The organism is Bisbaumannia salifodinae (genome assembly GCF_055388505.1).
Map to the genome: position 1 here is coordinate 2267278 of NZ_AP043781.1, position 15553 is coordinate 2282830.

Genomic DNA, 15553 nt, shown 5'->3' on the forward strand with positions numbered 1-15553 from the left:
CTACCAGCCCAGGGCCTGCTTGACGAAGGGAATGGTCAGTTTGCGCTGCGCCGAGAGGGAGGCCCGGTCGAGGGTCTCCAGGGCCTGGCAGAGCTCGCCCAGCGCCCGAGGGCCGCGATGCAGGATATAACGCGCCACCTCGTCGGGCAGCTGCATGCCCCGCACCCGCGCCCTTAGCTTGAGCGCCTCCAGGCGCTGATCGTCATCCAGGCGCTTGACATGGAAGGTCATGCCCCAGGTCAGCCGCGAGGCCAGGTCCGGCAGGGTCACCGGCAGTTGTCGCGGCGCCGCCGGCGCCGAGATAATCAGACGCTTGCCGGCATCTCGCAGGCGATTGAAGGCATGGAAGAGCCCCTCCTCCCAGCGCTTGCGGCCCAGCACCCGATCGAGATCGTCGATGGCCACCAGATCGAGCCGTTCGATCTCCTCGAGCATATGGGGCGGGAAGTGCCAGAGCTCCCCCAGGGGCAGGTAGAGGGCCCGGCGATCGCGGTCGCCGGCGCCGTGGCAGGCGGCCTGGAGTAGATGGCTGCGCCCCACTCCCTCGCCGCCCCACAGGAACAGGAAGGGTTCACCGGCGTCATCGAGCTGATGGCGCAACGCCTCCACCAGGGGGGCGTTGTCGCCTGGCAGGAAGTTGGCGAAGGTGGCATCGTCGCGCATGCCCACCCCCAGCGGCAGCTGCGCGGCCCCGGGTTTCATCGGCTCTCCTCGTCGCCGCGCCCATGCCGGGCGGCATCATATAAGGTGCTGTTTTTATAGCGGTCGTTGACCTCCCGCAATAGTACCATGATGACCGCCGCCGCCGGCAACGCCAGCAGCACCCCGGTGAAGCCGAAGAGGTTGCCGCCGGCCAGCACGGCGAAGATCACCGCCACCGGATGCAGGCCGATGCGGTCGCCCAGCAGCTTGGGCTGTAGCACCGTGCTCTCCAGCGCCTGGCCGATGCAGAACACCACCACCACGCCGGCCAGCGCCAACCAACTACCGAACTGGAAGAAGGCCACGATCAAGGCCGCGGCGATACCGACGATAAAACCCAGGAAGGGCACGATGCTGGCCAGCCCGGCCAACAGGCCGATCAACAACCCGAAGCGCAGGCCCATCAGGGTCAGCCCCAGGGCATAGACCACCCCGAGACACAGCATCACCAGCAGTTGGCCGCGCAGGAAGGCCGCCAGCACCTCATCACAGCGTGCGGCCAGGCGCATGATGTCCGGCTCCCACTGGCGTGGCAGCAGGTTACGGATGCTCTGCATCAAGCGCCGCCAGTCCAGCAGCAGGTAGAAGGCCACCACCGGAATCAGCGACACATAGGTGGCCCAGGTGACGAAGGCCATGCCGGAGCGCCCCACCTGACCCAGGACCTGGGCCAGGGTGCCCCCCGCCTGCTGCCAGTGCTCGGCCAGGGTCTCGCGCAGGTTATCCAGCTCGGCACTGGGATCATAGCCGGTCCAGGCCTGCACCTGAGGGCCCAGCACCGTCTGCACCCAGTCGATGATCGCCGGCACCGCCTGGGTGAACTGGCGTACCTGCTGCACCAGCAAGGGGATCAGGATCAAGAGCCCCAGGGCCACCACCAGCAACAGCACCAGGAAGACCCCGCTCACCGCCAGGGGCCGCGACAGCCCCAGGCGCTCCAGGCGATTGGCCAGGGGGTCCCCCAGGTAGGCCACCACCATGGCGACGAAGAAGGGCATCAACATCGACTGCAGGGCAAACAGCAGCCACACCAGGGCGACCGCCACGACCGCCAACCACCAATACCTGGGCATTCCTCGCCTCCCTCGTTCGAAACCACATCCTTGGGCACTCTCCGGCACGCTGGGCGATGCGAGCCCCGCCGGGGAGTGCTACAATCTTGCGCCTATTGATCCGCTCAATCTACTCCACAGGACTCGTCATGACCCGCAGCCCGTCCGACTCCTCCCCTACTCGACCCACCTCGCTGAGCTACAAGGACGCCGGCGTCGATATCGATGCCGGCAATGCCCTGGTGGAGCGCATCAAGGGCGTCGCCAAGCGCACCGCCCGCCCCGAGGTGATGGGCGGCCTGGGCGGTTTCGGCGCCCTCTGCCAGCTGCCCAGCGGCTATCGCGAGCCGGTGCTGGTCTCCGGCACCGACGGCGTGGGTACCAAGCTGCGCCTGGCCATGGACCTGGGCAAGCATGACACCATCGGCATCGACCTGGTGGCCATGTGCGTCAACGACCTGGTGGTGGCCGGCGCCGAGCCGCTGCTGTTCCTCGACTACTATGCCACGGGCAAGCTGGATGTGGACATCGCCGCCGACGTGGTCAGCGGCATCGGCGAGGGGTGTCACCAGGCGGGCTGTGCCCTGGTGGGCGGCGAGACCGCCGAGATGCCGGGCATGTACGAGGGCAGCGACTATGACCTGGCCGGCTTCTGCGTCGGCGTGGTGGAGAAAGCCGAGATCCTCGACGGCAGCCGGGTCGCCGAGGGCGACGTTCTGCTGGGCCTGGCCTCTTCCGGCCCCCACTCCAACGGCTATTCGCTGATTCGCAAGATCCTCGAGGTGAGCGGCGCCGACCTCGACACCACCATCGACGGCCGCCCCCTGGCCGAGGCGCTGATGGCGCCCACCCGCATCTACGTCAAGCCGCTGCTGTCGCTGATCAAGGAGAGCGGCGTGGCGGTCCACGCCCTCTCGCATATCACCGGCGGCGGCCTCACCGAGAACCTGCCGCGGGTCCTGCCCGAGAGCCTCACCGCCCGGGTCGATGTCGCCAGCTGGACCCGCCCGGCGGTCTTCGAATGGCTGCGCGAACAGGGAAACGTGGCCGAGGAGGAGATGTACCGGGTGCTCAACTGCGGCATCGGCATGGTGCTGGTGGTGTCCGCCGCCCAGGCCGATCAGGCCCGCGCCCATCTGCAGGCCCAGGGCGAGACCGTCTACCGCCTGGGCGAGATCGTCGCCCGTGACGGCGAGGAGCCCCAGGTGCGTCTGGAGAATCTCGAGGCATGAGCGACGGCGATACCCTCAACGGTTTTACCCCGGAGGCGGCGGAGCCGCCCCGGGTAGTGGTGCTGATCTCCGGCTCCGGCAGCAACCTCCAGGCGCTGATCGACGCCCAGGGCTATGACGAGCTGGGCGGAGGCAAGATCGTCGCGGTGATCTCCAACCAGCCCGACGCCTACGGCCTCAAGCGCGCCAAGGAGGCGGGCATCGAGGCGGTGGCGCTGCCCCACCGGGAGTACGACAGCCGCGAGGCCTTCGATGGCGCCCTGATCAAGGTGATCGAGCGCCACGAGCCTCACCTGGTGGTGCTGGCGGGCTTTATGCGCATCCTCACGCCGCGCTTCGTGCAGCGCTTCTACGGCCGCCTGCTCAATATCCACCCCTCGCTGCTGCCCGCCTACCAGGGGCTGGATACCCATGCCCGGGCCCTGGCGGACGGCGTCGCCGAGCACGGCTGCAGCGTGCACTTCGTCACCGAGGAACTGGATGGCGGCCCAGTGGTGCTTCAGGCCGCGGTGGCAGTGAGCGAGGGCGACGACGAGGCCGCCCTCAAGGAGAAGGTTCACGCCCGGGAGCACCTGATCTATCCCATCGCGGTGCGCTGGTTCCTCGAAGGGCGCCTGCGCCTGGAGGCGGAAGGCCCCACCCTGGACGGCACCCCCCTGCCACCCCAGGGCCTCAGGCTCTCCCATCAGGATGCCGCCGAGGAGCTGGACGAAGACCCCGAGGAATAAGCTGCAAGCTGCAAGCTGCAAGCTGCAAGCTGCAAGAAAAGCCTAGCCCCTGAACACAAGGAGCAAGCCAAGGGGTTTCCTTGAAGCTTGCTCCTTGTGTCTTGTCGCTCCGGGCTCAGGTCCTGGGCAGGGTCACGCCGCGCTGGCCCATATACTTGCCGCCGCGGTCCCGATAGGAAGTCTCGCAGACCTGGTCGGACTCCAGGAAGAGCATCTGGGCGACGCCCTCGTTGGCGTAGATCTTGGCCGGCAGGTTGGTGGTATTGGAGAACTCCAGGGTCACATGACCCTCCCACTCCGGCTCCAGCGGCGTCACATTGACGATGATCCCGCAGCGCGCATAGGTGGACTTGCCCAGGCAAATGGTCAGCACGCTGCGCGGAATGCGGAAGTACTCCACGGTGCGGGCCAGGGCGAAGGAGTTGGGGGGAATGATGCAGACATCGCCCTTGATGTCGACGAAGCTCTTGTCATCGAAGGCCTTGGGGTCCACCACCGCCGAGTGGATATTGGTGAACACCTTGAACTCGTCGGCACAGCGCACATCGTAGCCGTAGCTGGAAGTGCCATAGGAGATGACCCGCCGGTCATCGACGTAGCGCACCTGATCGGCCTCGAAGGGTTCGATCATGCCGTGCTCGGCGGCCATGCGACGGATCCAGGAATCGGACTTGATGCTCATCGGGACATCCACTGGGTGGCAAACGAAGAAGGGCCGCTATGATAACGGCCCTGCCCGGGAATAAAAACCACGCCGTGGCGCTCAATCGCCGAAGGAGATGCTCGGCCCCGCCTCGGCCTGGGCCGCGACACTCTCGGCCACCTGGCGGGCCATGGCCCGGAAGCTGGCCGCCACCTCGCCATCCGGCTCCGCCACCACCGTGGGACGCCCGCCATCGGCCTGCTCGCGAATCGACAGCGCCAGGGGCAGCTGTCCCAGCAAGCGCGTCTCGTATTGAGCCGTCAGCCGCTCGCCACCGCCCTCGCCGAAGATCGGCTCGCTATGGCCGCACCGGGAACAGGTGTGCAGGCTCATGTTCTCCACGACCCCCAGCACCGGCACCTTGACCTTGCGGAACATCTCGATGCCCTTGCGGGCATCCAGCAGGGCGATGTCCTGGGGCGTGGTGACGATCACCGCGCCGGCCACCGGCACCTTCTGGGAGAGGGTCAACTGGATATCGCCGGTGCCCGGCGGCATATCGATAAACAGATAGTCCAGGTCGTCCCAGGCGGTCTGGGTCAGCAGCTGCTGGAAGGCGCCGGCCACCATGGGGCCACGCCATACCATGGGCTCGTTGATATCCACCAGGAAGGCCATGGACATGGCCTGGATGCCGTGAGCCTCCAGCGGCCGGAAACGGTTCTCACCGGCCTGCTGGGGCCGCACGCCCTCGCCGATGCCCAGCATCCGCGCCTGGCTGGGCCCATAGATATCGGCATCCAGCAGGCCGACCCGATAGCCCTCGGCGGCCATTGCCAGCGCCAGGTTGGCGGTCACGGTGGACTTGCCGACGCCGCCCTTGCCGGACGCCACGGCCACGATATGCTTTACCCCTTCGATCACGATCGACTCCATCTCGCTATAAATGGCTACCGGCAGCCCGGTGGCCGCCAGTATAACCCCGCCCGCCCGGCCATAACCAAGTGGCGCACTCAACTTTTCACGACACCGCTTTGCCAAGCCTCGGTGCCTGGCATAGGCTCCAATCAGGCCCCTCTTCCGTTAGGCCCCAGGAGTCACGCCATGTTCTCGCCCTTCGCCGACCGTCACGATGCCGGCCGCCAGCTGGCCGAGCGCGTTGCCGCCCTGCCCGAGGGCCCCGACCCCATCGTCCTGGGCCTGCCCCGGGGCGGGGTGCCGGTGGCCTGGGAGATCGCCCAGGCCCTGGAGGCGCCCCTCGACGTCTGGCTGGTGCGCAAGCTGGGCCTGCCCTGGAACCCGGAGGTGGCCATGGGCGCCATCGCCGAGGGCGGGGTCTGCTACCGGGATGATGCCATGATCCGCGCCCTGCGCCTCTCCGAGGACGACGTCCAGGCGGTGATCGAGGCCGAAACCACCGAGCTGGAACGCCGCCGACGGCGTTATCGGGGCGAGGTCCTGGCACCACCGCTGGAAGGGCGTCAGGTCATCCTGGTGGATGATGGCCTGGCCACCGGCGCCACCCTGGAAGCCGCGGTGGCGGCGGCGCGCCAGGCACGCCCGGCCTGGCTGGTGGTAGCGGTACCGGTGGCCGCCCCGGAGGCCCTGGCGCGCCTGGCGACACGGGTCGACACCCTGGTCTGCCTGCACCAGCCCCGCCAGTTCGCCGCCGTGGGACAGTGGTACCGGCACTTCGATCAAACCTCCGACGAGGAAGTCCTGCGCCTGCTGGGGCGTTAATTCCTCCCCACGCCGCCTACTCGGGCAGGGTCTCGCCGGAACCCCCCATGGCCGCCGGCACGTCCTTCATCTTGTCCAGCCCATCATGGATGCGCAGCACCGCCTCCTGGTAGTGCACATGCAGCCTGGGAGCGAAGGGCAGGTCGGGGATCACCGCGGCATAGACATCGATCAGCCCCATCGCCGGGTGCTCGGTCATCACATGGCCGCCGCAGCGGGTGCACCACTGACGCTGGCTGGCCGGGGTCTGGGCGTAGCTGCCCAGCAGCTCCGCCCCCTGGGTCACCTTGACGCTCTCCGGCCGCCACAGGCTGAAGGCATTGACCGGCCCCGCCGACCAGCGGCGACAGGAGTCGCAGTGACAGTAGCCCATGGCCACCGGCTCACCGCTCACCTCCAGGGTCACGGCACCGCAGAAGCAGCTGCCGGTATAATTCGCACTCATGACTCACCTCCCGGGGCAGCCCCCCATCGACGACATGCCCCTACAGTCTAGAAGCCTGTCGGGCTCCCAGGTCGCAATAAGAACACCTTCGGCGGCAGCAGCGTCGCAATCAGCACATTCGCCGCCCATGAAGCGACACACACTGCCAGGGAGAGCCACGGCAACCCCCGGGAGGTGTGCCATGTCCGACGCGACCATCACCAATCTGAGCCCACGCCTGCGCTACGCCCGCCAACAGTGTCAGAGCATCGACCAGACGCCGCGGCGCGTCCCCATCAACCTGCGCCAGTCCGGTCCCACCCCCACCGAACTGCTGATCTCCACACGGGTGCGCAAGTCGCCCTACTGGCACCTCTCCCAGGAGGCGGGCTGCTGGCGGGCCACCGTCTACAATCGCATGTACCACCCGCGGGGTTATGTGCGCCCCGAGGACGGCGGCGCCATGGTGGAATATCGCTCCCTAGTGGAAGACGTGACCCTGTGGAACGTGGCGGTGGAGCGTCAGATTCGCGTCAAGGGGCCCGATGCCGAGGCCTTCGTCGACAAGGTCATCACCCGCAACGCCAGCGCCATCGCCCCACTGCACGGCAAGTACGTGATCCTCTGCAACGAGGAGGGAGGGATCATTAACGACCCGGTGCTGCTGCGCCTGGCCGAGGACGAGTTCTGGTTCTCGATCTCCGACAGCGACCTGGAGCTATGGCTGCGCGGGGTCAACCTGGGGCTCGGCTATGACGTCACCATCGGCGAGATCGACGTGGCCCCGCTGCAGATCCAGGGCCCCAAGTCGGAGGCCCTGCTGGTGGACCTGGTCGGCGAGGGGGTACGCACCCTGCCCTACTATGGCCTGCTGGAGGCGGACATCGCCGGCTGCTCGGTGGTGGTCTCCCAGACCGGCTTCACCGGCGAGAAGGGCTACGAGATCTACCTGCGTGATGCCAGCCTTCACGCCGAAACCCTCTGGGAGGCGGTGCTGGCGGCCGGGGAGAAGCACAAGCTGGCGGTGATCGCCCCCGCCCACCATCGGCGTATCGCCGCCGGCATCCTCTCCTGGGGCCAGGACCTGGATCAGGAGACCCTGCCCTTCCAGTGCAACCTGGGCTATCAGGTGCCCCGCCAGAAGGCCGTGGACTATATCGGTCGCAGTGCCCTGGAGGCGGTGCGCGCCGAACTGGACCAGGGGCGCTACCCCTTCCGGCAGACCCTGGTGGGGCTGGTGCTGGGTGGCCATCCCATCGACGACTATGCCCCCGACTTCTGGCTGATCTCCGCCAGCCAGGACGACGAGCCCATCGGCTATGTCACCTCTCCCTGGTACTCGCCGGAGCTGGGCACCAATATCGCCATGGGCTATGTACCGGTCACCCATCAGGCGCTGGAGACACCGCTGCGGGTCTGGCTGCCGGAGCCCTATGCCGAGCGCCCCGGCGAGCCCGTGGCGGCGCGGGTCGTGGAGCTGCCCTTCCGCGCCTCGGTCAATCCCAGCGCCCGGGAGACCGCCCGCTCCCGCGGCCAGGACTCCGCCCTATGACCGGCCCCATGAACCGCTTCGATGACCTCGCCCCCGGCCTGCTCGGGGGCACCCGCCCCGAGCGCCCCGTGGCAGACGCCCCCCATGAGGGCCTGCGCCGCCTGGTGCGCGACTGGTCCCTGGAGGTGACCCCACGCACCGCCGAGGCATTGACCTCGCGTCCGCCACCGGCGGGCACCCAGATCTATATTACCCACTTGCCGGGCCACCCCTTCGAGGAGGTGATCGCCACCGCCGAGCGCCTCAAGACCCAGGGCTATGACCCCATCCCCCACCTGGTGGCCCGGGCCATCCCCGACCGCGACACCCTGGAGAGCTGGCTACTCGGGCTGACCCATCGCGCCGGGGTCGACGGAGTGCTGCTGCTGGCCGGCAGCCTGGCCGCCCCTCACGGCCCCTATGCCGACAGCCTGGCCCTGCTCGAGGCGGTCAACCTGCGCGACCACGGTATCCACCGCCTGGCCATGGCCGGCCACCCCGAGGGGCACCCCCAGGCGGATACCGCCACCCTCGACGCGGCCCTGGCGACCAAGCGCGATTATGCCGCCCGCCATGGCCTCGAGGCCTGGCTGGTGACCCAGTTCCTGTTCGATGCCGAGCCGCTGCTGACCTGGCGGCAGCGGCTCCACGACCAGGGCCTGGCGTTACCGATTCGCGCCGGCCTGCCGGGGCCGGCGAGCCTGGCCACCCTGTGGAAATACGCCCTCTCCTGCGGTATCGGTGCCTCCCGTACCGCCCTGGCCCGTCAGGGCAAGCGACTCTTCAAGCTGGCTCGCCCCCAGCCACCCACGCGCCAGTTGCTGGCCCTGGCCGAGGCGGCCCCAGACGACCTGCGCCTTCACTTCTACCCCTTCGGCGGCATCGCGGCGACCCTGGACTGGGTCGAGGCCCTCGACGAGGGCCGCTTCACTCTCGAGGGGGCGGGCGATGAGCTGCGGATGACCTCCCACTGATTGCCCCGCGCACTCGCCCGGCCCGGCATGGCTGGTCTACCCTCTACGACAAGCCATGCGCTAATGCCAGGGAGGCGCGATGCACCCCAGCCACTCTCCGCGCCTGCTGACCTTCGCCCTGCGCGTGCTGTCGGCCTTCCTGCGTAATCGCGGCATCCTGCTGGCCGGCGGCGTGGGCTACAACATCCTGCTTTCCATCATTCCGCTGTTCGCCCTGCTGGTGGTGCTGCTCTCCCATCTGGTGGATGAGGGGCAATTGCTGGAACTGCTGGCCATCCAGGCACACCACCTGGCGCCGGCCCATGCCGACCTGCTGCTGGATGCCGTACGCGGCCTGATCGATAGCCGCGACGGGGTCGGCGCCCTGGGCCTGGTGGTGCTGCTGCTGTTCAGTTCCTTCGCCTTTCGCATGCTGGAGGATGCCTTGGCGATCATCTTCCACGCCCCGGACATCCACCCACCCCAGCGCAGCTTCTGGGTCTCGGTGCTGCTACCCTACGCCTTTATGCTGGTGCTGGGCGCCGCCCTGCTGGCCCTCAGCCTGCTGGCCAGCCTGGTCTCCGCCCTGGACGCCTTCTGGCAGACACTCTTCCAACGCCCCCTGCCGCTGGCCGGGCTCTCCGGCCCCATGCTTAACCTGGTGAGCTTCCTCGGCGTCTTCGCCCTGTTCGGCGCCATCTACAAGGTATTGCCGGTGGTTCGGGTGGCGCTCGGGCGCGCCCTGGTGGGCGGCTTCGTGGCCGCCCTGCTGTGGGAGGGAGTGCGCCTGCTGCTGCTCTTCTACTTCGCCAATCTGTCGCTGGTCAACGTGGTCTACGGCTCCGTGGCGACGCTGATCGTGGTGCTGTTGAGCCTGGAGGTCGGGGCCATCATCCTGCTGCTGGGAGCCCAGGTGATCGCCGAGCTGGAACACAATGCCCGCCTGGGACTGCCCTGGCATATCGACCCCCGGCGCCAGCCGGTGACTCGGGTGGAATAGGGGTGACGTTAGTGCCCGGCTAGTCGCCGACCCCCAGATGATGCTGACGCTCGTCCCGGGTCACCTTGTCGATCACCACCTCCGGATGGTGACGATGGATCGCCGAATAGATCTCCCGCTCGCGATCCTCGGGCACGTCCACCAGCATCAGGTAGGCGCCCCCTTCGATCTCTTTCTCGAACTTGTCGATCTTCACGTCGTGCACCGATACGCCGATCATGGTACTGGTCCAGATACCGAACAGGGCGCCGAAGACCGTCATCACCAGGACGGTCCAGCCCAGCCCGAAGCCCTGCTCGCCGAGCCCCAGGTGCACTACCCAGCCCAGCAAGGCACCGAGCACCACGCCGTACTTGAGCCCCCTCACCCCGGCGTTGACCACATCGGAGGTCTGCCGCAGGGTGGCGTTATGCACCCCCCGCTCCCGCAGGGGCTCCCACTCCTTGCCCAGCACATGGACCTCATCCTCCGTCAGCGCCAGGTCGCTGAGCTCATGGGCGATATTGACCGTGGTATCGAGGTCGGGGGTCAGAAAATATAAGCGCTGCATCTTGCACCTCGCATTCTCCGTGGCGTCGATAGTGCGACAAAATGTCCTATTGACAAGTTCGACCATCCATCAAGATGCGGCAAATGGTAATATTCACCGCCCCCGCCGGGCCTACTCCTCCAGTTCGATGTCGCCCTCGAACACCACCCGTAGCTCGAGGTCGCCCACTTCCAGGGTCATGGTCGCCGCCAGGGGGCCTTGCGGAGCGATCCGCCCCTCGGCCAGGGCGGCCTCCACCGCATGCTCGATCTCTCGCTGTGCACCGATCCCGGCGCGCTTGAGGAAGCGGCGAATGCTCAAGTTGAAGACTTCTTCGTTCATGGTGAACCCTCCTGTATCGGTCGCGGCCGGGGCGGGCCCCGGGTCGCCACCAGTGCCGACCATGGCGCGACCAGGCATTACGACGGCCCCGGCCCTGTTAGCATGGCAGCGATTCGCGCCACCGGCCCAACCCGATCAGGAGTCTTCCCATGCATCCCCAGGACGTGATCCAGGCCTACTACGATGCCTTCAATGCCGGCGACATGGCGGCCTTCCTCGACCTGCTGACCGATGACGTGGCCCACGACATCAATCAGGGGGAACGCCAGGTCGGCAAGGCCGCCTTCGCCGACTTCATGGCCCATATGAACCGCTGTTATCGGGAACGCCTCGAGGAGCTGGTGATCCTGACTCACCCAGCAGGCGACCGCGCCGCCGCGGAGTTCGTGGTACACGGCGAGTACCTGACCACGGACGAAGGGCTCCCCGAGGCTAACGGCCAGCACTATGTGCTGCCGGCCGGCGCCTTCTTTACCCTGCGCGACGGCAAGGTGGCCCGCATCAGCAACTATTACAACCTCAATGACTGGCTGGCCCAGGTCGGTGCCGACGGCATATCGGCATGAAACGTTGATAGCCTGAGTTGAGCCACCGCCACGAAAGCCGCTGTCCTCGCGCCCATCCCGCACTACGCTAATCAGTAATAAGGCGGTTGCCATCGAGGAGAGCGGGATGGAGAGCTTGCCGAGTGCGCCCCCCGGGAGGCCTGGCCTCGCCGGGGATACCGGCCCCGGGCGGCGCTGGCCCTGGCGTTTGCTCCTGCTGGCCCTGCTGGTCCTGCTGGCCGCCGGCGTTGCCTCCCTGCTGGCGGCCGAGGCGCGCACCTCCCGCTGGCAGGCCCTGGAACTGTCCCGCTACGCCGAGACCCTCGACTATCGCCTCGCCTCAGGACCCAGCGACAGCCTGCTCTTTCCCCGCCACGGCCCCTTCAACCAGCGCTTCGGCTATGTGGATCTGCCGCGCTTCCAGGCCCGACTGGAGGAACGGGGCTATGAGGTCGCCTCTCAGGTCCGTTTCACTCCGGCCCTCCATGACTACGCCAGCCGCGGCTTCTATGTGCCCTATGAAGAGAAGACCCGTACCGGCCTGACCCTGGAAGAGTGTCGCGGCGCCCCCTACTATGCCGCCCGCCACCCTCAGCGCCACTACCCCCACTTCGCCGCCATTCCGGCGCAGGTGCTCGAGACACTGATGTTCATCGAGAATCGTGGCCTGCTCGATACCACCCACCGCTATGCCAATCCGGCGGTGGACTGGCCGCGCTTCGCCCGCGCCGCCCTCTCCCAGGTGGGGCGGGCCCTGGAACTGGAAGCGCAGAGCGCCGGCGGCAGCACCCTGGCCACCCAGATGGAGAAGTTCCGCCACTCCCCGGGGGGACGTACCGGCTCCGCCCGGGAGAAGCTACGCCAGATGATCTCGGCCAGCGTACGCACCTACCGCCAGGGACCCGAGACCCTCACCGCCCGCCAGGACCTGGCCCGGGATTACCTCAACTCGGTGCCCCTGGCGGCGGCGCCGGGGTTCGGCGAAGTCCATGGCCTGGGGGACGGCCTCTGGGTCTGGTTCGGCGCCGATTTCGACGAAGTCAACCGTCTGCTGGAGCCCGCCTTCGCCGCGCCCGGAGAACTGGCCCAGCGTGGTCAGGCGCTGCGTCGCGTGGTGGCACTGATGATCGCCCAGCGTCGCCCCGCCTGGTACCTCAACGGCGGCCGCGACTCCCTGGAGCACCTCACCGACAGCTACCTGCGCCTGCTCCACGAGGCGCAACTGGTGGACGGCGAGTTGCGCGACGCCGCCCTGGACCAGCGCCTGGTGTTCCGCGACTTCGACGCCGACCCGGTGACCCACCGCTTACCCACCGACAAGGGCCGCCAGGTGGCACGCACCCAACTGGCGCGCCTGCTGGGCCTCTCCTTCTACGACCTGGATCGCCTCGACCTGGAGGCCACGACCACCCTGCATGGCGAGCTCCAGGCGCGGGTCACCGACTACCTGGAGAGCCTCGCCGACCCCGAGGTGGCCGCCGAGCTGGGCATCCTCGGCCATCGCCTGCTCAGCGCCGAGCGCACCGCCGAGGTGAGCTACAGTTTCACCCTCTTCGAGCGCAGCGACGCGGGCTTCCTGGTGCGGGTACAGACCGACAACACCGGCCAGCCCTTCGATCTCAACGAGAGCAGCAAGCTGGAGCTGGGCTCCACCGCCAAGCTGCGGGTGCTGACCACCTACCTGGAGATCCTCGCCGAGCTCCACGAGCAATACCTCCCGCTGGACCCCGCGACCCTGCGCAACCTGCCCGTGGACCGCCAGGATTCCCTGACCCGCTGGGTGGTCGACCGCCTGCTGGCCGAGCCGGAGATCACCCTGGAGACGCTGCTGGAACAGGCCATGGCCCGCCGCTACTCCGCCAGCCCCCATGAGCGCTTCTTCACCGGCGGTGGCGAACACACCTTCAGCAACTTCCGCCGCGAGGACGATCGCCGCCGCCCCACTCTGACCGAGGCCCTGCGGGAGTCCCTCAACCTGCCTTTCGTGCGCCTGATGCGGGATATCGTCAATCACCATATCTATCGGCATCCGGACCGGCGGCGCCTGCTGGAGGATGACGCTCACCCGCTGCGCATGCTCTACCTGAGCCGTTTCGCCGACCGGGAAGGCCGCGTCTTCCTGGAGCGCTTCTGGCGCAAGTACCGCGCCCTCACCCCCGAAGCGCGGCTCGAAACCCTGTTCGACGGCGTTCGCCCTCAGGCCTCGCGACTCGCCGCCGCCCACCGCTATGTGCTGCCCGACGCCGACCCCGAGACCTTCCGCGCCTTTATCCGCGAGCGCCTGGGCGACGCCGTCCCCGAGGCGCGCATCGAACGTCTCTACCATGACTATGGCCCCGGCGCCTTCGACCTCAACGACCAGGGCTATGTAGCCCGGGTCCACCCCCTGGAGCTCTGGCTGGTACGCTACCTCCAGGCGCGCCCCCAGGCCACCTACCGGGAGCTGGCATCGGCCAGCACCGGCGAGCGCCAGGCCATCTACCAATGGCTCTTCACCTCCCGGCACCGCGGCGCCCGGGACACCCGGATTCGCATCCTGCTGGAGGCGGACGCCTTCGAAGAGATCCAGGAGCGCTGGGCCCGGGTCGGCTTCCCCTTCGAGCGCCTGGTGCCCTCCCTGGCCACCGCCATCGGCAGCTCCGGGGATCGCCCGGCGTCCCTGGCCGAACTGGTGGGCATCATCCTCAACGATGGCGTGCGCCTGCCGACCCTGCGTATCGACGGCCTGCACTTCGCCGCCGACACCCCCTACGAGACCCGCCTGATCCCCGCCCGGGACGCCGGCGAACGGGTCATGGCGCCTCAGGTGGCCGCTACCCTGCGCCGGGCCCTGGCCCAGGTGGTGGAAGCCGGCACGGCACGGCGCCTGGCGGGCAGCTTCCAGGCCCAGGACGGCACGCCCCTGGCCCTGGGGGGCAAGACCGGCACCGGCGACAATCGCATCGAGACCCGGGGGCGAAGCGGACAACTCCTCGATTCCCGGGCCCGCAACCGCACCGCCACCTTCGTCTTCTATCTAGGGGATGATCACTTCGGCACCCTGACCGCCTTCGTGCCCGGCCGCGGCTCCGACGATTTCGGCTTCACCTCGGCACTGCCGGTGCAGATCTTCAAGGGCATGGAGCCGATCCTCAGCCGCCATCTGGAACGGGGCTGCGGTCAATCCGCCGCCAGCGGGCTGATGGTCTCCAGCGACAGGGAGCGTCCCGACGCCGGGGCATAACGGAAGGTCCCCACGACGCGCACCTCCTGCCCCAGCAGGGGCGCCGCCATCGCCGGGGGAAACAGCTCCACCCGGTTGAGCGCCTCGTCCTCGATCCAGTAGTGCAGCGGCGTCTCGAAGTGGCGCACCACTCCCTGGGTCGCCACCCGTTGCCCATCGAAGCCCTCCGGGTCGGCCACCAGCATCTGCAGGGGCGCCTCCCGGGGCGAGGCCTCGCCGCCGCAGCCCACCAGGACCAGCAGCAAGGCGGCAAGTCGCGTGCTCATTTCGCCTCCTCGATCGGGTTCGCCGCCCGCGGGCGGACTATGCTTGTGAAGAGGCCAAGGGTGTCATGGCCTCGTGCGGCGCAAGGAGGCATCCCCCCTCTTCACCCCGGCCCGACGGCCGAAGGAGCCTCACCATGGCCATGGCAATGACGCTTCGGGAGTACCTCCGCTCCCAGGATATCGACTACGAAGAAGTGCGCCACCCCCGCGCGGTGAGCACCGACCATATCGCCGAGCAGACCCATATCACCGGCGATCAGTTGGCCAAGGCGGTGATGCTGCATGGCGACACCGGCAATCGCCTGGCGGTGGTGCCCGGCAGTTGCGATGTCGATATGGTACGCCTCACCGAACTGATGCATGAACGCCTGAGACTCGCCTCCGAGGAGGAGATCAAGCGCCACTTCGATGACTGCGACCCCGGCGCCACCACGCCCCTGGGCCAGGCCTACGGCCTGGAGGTCTGGGTCGACGATAGCCTCACCGCCGAGCCGGATATCTACTTCGAGGCGGGCGACCACGAGACCCTGGTGCATATGAGTGGCCGCGACTTCCAGAAACTGATGGCCAGCATGCCCCACGGCCATTTCAGCCTGCACCACTGAGCCATGCCGCCACCGCCGGGTGGCGGCGCTTTTTGCGG

General features: G+C 67.9%; 17 protein-coding genes. 9 read left to right on the forward strand and 8 right to left on the reverse strand.

Annotated elements, in window-relative coordinates; translation table 11 throughout:
• On the reverse strand, nt 1–702 hold the full coding sequence (hda, locus tag ACZ5EF_RS10325) for a DnaA regulatory inactivator Hda (protein ID WP_346062243.1): 702 nt from the start codon (nt 700–702) through the stop codon (nt 1–3).
• The gene (locus ACZ5EF_RS10330; protein WP_346062242.1) at nt 699–1775 is read right to left on the reverse strand and encodes an AI-2E family transporter; all 1077 of its coding nucleotides are present in this window, start codon (nt 1773–1775) and stop codon (nt 699–701) included. Before ACZ5EF_RS10330 ends, hda begins: the two co-directional genes overlap by 4 nt.
• A gap of 128 nt (nt 1776–1903) precedes the next feature.
• Between ACZ5EF_RS10330 and purM the strand changes: the two genes are divergently transcribed.
• Both purM and purN read left to right on the forward strand, forming a co-directional pair.
• On the forward strand, nt 1904–2986 hold the full coding sequence (gene purM / locus ACZ5EF_RS10335; RefSeq protein WP_346062241.1) for a phosphoribosylformylglycinamidine cyclo-ligase: 1083 nt from the start codon (nt 1904–1906) through the stop codon (nt 2984–2986).
• Nucleotides 2983–3714 (forward strand): phosphoribosylglycinamide formyltransferase, encoded by a 732-nt coding sequence (gene purN / locus ACZ5EF_RS10340; protein ID WP_346062240.1) that lies wholly within the window; start codon nt 2983–2985, stop codon nt 3712–3714. The genes purM and purN overlap by 4 nt, the downstream gene beginning before the upstream one ends.
• Before the next feature lie 115 nt (nt 3715–3829).
• Here purN and dcd read toward each other — a convergent pair whose 3' ends face one another.
• Complete coding sequence (gene dcd / locus ACZ5EF_RS10345; protein ID WP_346062239.1) at nt 3830–4396, reverse strand: dCTP deaminase; 567 nt, start codon at nt 4394–4396, stop codon at nt 3830–3832.
• A gap of 81 nt (nt 4397–4477) precedes the next feature.
• Nucleotides 4478–5278 carry an iron-sulfur cluster carrier protein ApbC gene (gene apbC / locus ACZ5EF_RS10350; protein ID WP_346062501.1) on the reverse strand — a complete coding sequence of 267 codons (801 nt, stop codon included), beginning with the start codon at nt 5276–5278 and terminating at the stop codon, nt 4478–4480.
• A gap of 183 nt (nt 5279–5461) precedes the next feature.
• Here apbC and ACZ5EF_RS10355 point away from each other — a divergent pair, with 183 nt between their 5' ends.
• Complete coding sequence (locus tag ACZ5EF_RS10355) at nt 5462–6097, forward strand: phosphoribosyltransferase (RefSeq protein WP_346062238.1); 636 nt, start codon at nt 5462–5464, stop codon at nt 6095–6097.
• Nucleotides 6098–6113: 16 nt separating this feature from the next.
• Here the strand turns inward: ACZ5EF_RS10355 and ACZ5EF_RS10360 are convergent, their stop codons facing one another.
• Complete coding sequence (locus ACZ5EF_RS10360) at nt 6114–6542, reverse strand: GFA family protein (RefSeq protein WP_346062237.1); 429 nt, start codon at nt 6540–6542, stop codon at nt 6114–6116.
• Nucleotides 6543–6723: 181 nt separating this feature from the next.
• Between ACZ5EF_RS10360 and ACZ5EF_RS10365 the strand changes: the two genes are divergently transcribed.
• The 3 genes from ACZ5EF_RS10365 to ACZ5EF_RS10375 all read left to right on the forward strand — a co-directional run bounded on the left by ACZ5EF_RS10365 (nt 6724) and on the right by ACZ5EF_RS10375 (nt 10005).
• Entirely contained in the window at nt 6724–8073 is a 1350-nt protein-coding gene (locus ACZ5EF_RS10365) for a glycine cleavage T C-terminal barrel domain-containing protein (RefSeq protein WP_346062236.1), read from the forward strand.
• Nucleotides 8070–9026 carry a methylenetetrahydrofolate reductase gene (locus ACZ5EF_RS10370; RefSeq protein ID WP_346062235.1) on the forward strand — a complete coding sequence of 319 codons (957 nt, stop codon included), beginning with the start codon at nt 8070–8072 and terminating at the stop codon, nt 9024–9026. Before ACZ5EF_RS10365 ends, ACZ5EF_RS10370 begins: the two co-directional genes overlap by 4 nt.
• Nucleotides 9027–9105: 79 nt before the next feature.
• Nucleotides 9106–10005: a YihY/virulence factor BrkB family protein gene (locus ACZ5EF_RS10375; RefSeq protein ID WP_346062234.1), complete on the forward strand. Its 900-nt coding sequence runs from the start codon at nt 9106–9108 to the stop codon at nt 10003–10005.
• A gap of 19 nt (nt 10006–10024) precedes the next feature.
• Here ACZ5EF_RS10375 and ACZ5EF_RS10380 read toward each other — a convergent pair whose 3' ends face one another.
• The gene (locus ACZ5EF_RS10380; RefSeq protein WP_346062233.1) at nt 10025–10555 is read right to left on the reverse strand and encodes a DUF1269 domain-containing protein; all 531 of its coding nucleotides are present in this window, start codon (nt 10553–10555) and stop codon (nt 10025–10027) included.
• A gap of 111 nt (nt 10556–10666) precedes the next feature.
• Nucleotides 10667–10876 (reverse strand): DUF6494 family protein, encoded by a 210-nt coding sequence (locus ACZ5EF_RS10385; protein WP_346062232.1) that lies wholly within the window; start codon nt 10874–10876, stop codon nt 10667–10669.
• Nucleotides 10877–11025: 149 nt separating this feature from the next.
• Between ACZ5EF_RS10385 and ACZ5EF_RS10390 the strand changes: the two genes are divergently transcribed.
• Nucleotides 11026–11442: a ketosteroid isomerase-related protein gene (locus ACZ5EF_RS10390; RefSeq protein ID WP_346062231.1), complete on the forward strand. Its 417-nt coding sequence runs from the start codon at nt 11026–11028 to the stop codon at nt 11440–11442.
• A 106-nt stretch (nt 11443–11548) separates the two neighbouring features.
• Nucleotides 11549–14644 (forward strand): transglycosylase domain-containing protein, encoded by a 3096-nt coding sequence (locus ACZ5EF_RS10395; RefSeq protein WP_346062230.1) that lies wholly within the window; start codon nt 11549–11551, stop codon nt 14642–14644.
• On the opposite strand, the gene ACZ5EF_RS10400 is transcribed toward ACZ5EF_RS10395, so the two are convergent.
• On the reverse strand, nt 14581–14910 hold the full coding sequence (locus ACZ5EF_RS10400; protein WP_346062229.1) for a hypothetical protein: 330 nt from the start codon (nt 14908–14910) through the stop codon (nt 14581–14583). The genes ACZ5EF_RS10395 and ACZ5EF_RS10400 overlap by 64 nt on opposite strands.
• Nucleotides 14911–15050: 140 nt before the next feature.
• On the opposite strand from ACZ5EF_RS10400, the gene ACZ5EF_RS10405 reads away from it, so the two are divergent.
• A complete protein-coding gene (locus ACZ5EF_RS10405) occupies nt 15051–15515 on the forward strand; it encodes an aminoacyl-tRNA deacylase (protein ID WP_346062228.1) in 465 nt (154 codons plus the stop codon).
• The last annotated feature ends 38 nt before the right edge of the window (nt 15516–15553 follow it).

What these genes read in the sequence shown, in the direction of transcription:
- hda (WP_346062243.1), bottom strand. Translation starts at nt 702, where the DNA reads ATGAAACCCGGGGCCGCGCAGCTGCCGCTGGGGGTGGGCATGCGCGAC.
- ACZ5EF_RS10330 (WP_346062242.1), bottom strand. Translation starts at nt 1,775, where the DNA reads ATGCCCAGGTATTGGTGGTTGGCGGTCGTGGCGGTCGCCCTGGTGTGG.
- purM (WP_346062241.1), top strand. Translation starts at nt 1,904, where the DNA reads ATGACCCGCAGCCCGTCCGACTCCTCCCCTACTCGACCCACCTCGCTG.
- purN (WP_346062240.1), top strand. Translation starts at nt 2,983, where the DNA reads ATGAGCGACGGCGATACCCTCAACGGTTTTACCCCGGAGGCGGCGGAG.
- dcd (WP_346062239.1), bottom strand. Translation starts at nt 4,396, where the DNA reads ATGAGCATCAAGTCCGATTCCTGGATCCGTCGCATGGCCGCCGAGCAC.
- ACZ5EF_RS10355 (WP_346062238.1), top strand. Translation starts at nt 5,462, where the DNA reads ATGTTCTCGCCCTTCGCCGACCGTCACGATGCCGGCCGCCAGCTGGCC.
- ACZ5EF_RS10360 (WP_346062237.1), bottom strand. Translation starts at nt 6,542, where the DNA reads ATGAGTGCGAATTATACCGGCAGCTGCTTCTGCGGTGCCGTGACCCTG.
- ACZ5EF_RS10365 (WP_346062236.1), top strand. Translation starts at nt 6,724, where the DNA reads ATGTCCGACGCGACCATCACCAATCTGAGCCCACGCCTGCGCTACGCC.
- ACZ5EF_RS10370 (WP_346062235.1), top strand. Translation starts at nt 8,070, where the DNA reads ATGACCGGCCCCATGAACCGCTTCGATGACCTCGCCCCCGGCCTGCTC.
- ACZ5EF_RS10375 (WP_346062234.1), top strand. Translation starts at nt 9,106, where the DNA reads ATGCACCCCAGCCACTCTCCGCGCCTGCTGACCTTCGCCCTGCGCGTG.
- ACZ5EF_RS10380 (WP_346062233.1), bottom strand. Translation starts at nt 10,555, where the DNA reads ATGCAGCGCTTATATTTTCTGACCCCCGACCTCGATACCACGGTCAAT.
- ACZ5EF_RS10385 (WP_346062232.1), bottom strand. Translation starts at nt 10,876, where the DNA reads ATGAACGAAGAAGTCTTCAACTTGAGCATTCGCCGCTTCCTCAAGCGC.
- ACZ5EF_RS10390 (WP_346062231.1), top strand. Translation starts at nt 11,026, where the DNA reads ATGCATCCCCAGGACGTGATCCAGGCCTACTACGATGCCTTCAATGCC.
- ACZ5EF_RS10395 (WP_346062230.1), top strand. Translation starts at nt 11,549, where the DNA reads ATGGAGAGCTTGCCGAGTGCGCCCCCCGGGAGGCCTGGCCTCGCCGGG.
- ACZ5EF_RS10400 (WP_346062229.1), bottom strand. Translation starts at nt 14,910, where the DNA reads ATGAGCACGCGACTTGCCGCCTTGCTGCTGGTCCTGGTGGGCTGCGGC.
- ACZ5EF_RS10405 (WP_346062228.1), top strand. Translation starts at nt 15,051, where the DNA reads ATGGCAATGACGCTTCGGGAGTACCTCCGCTCCCAGGATATCGACTAC.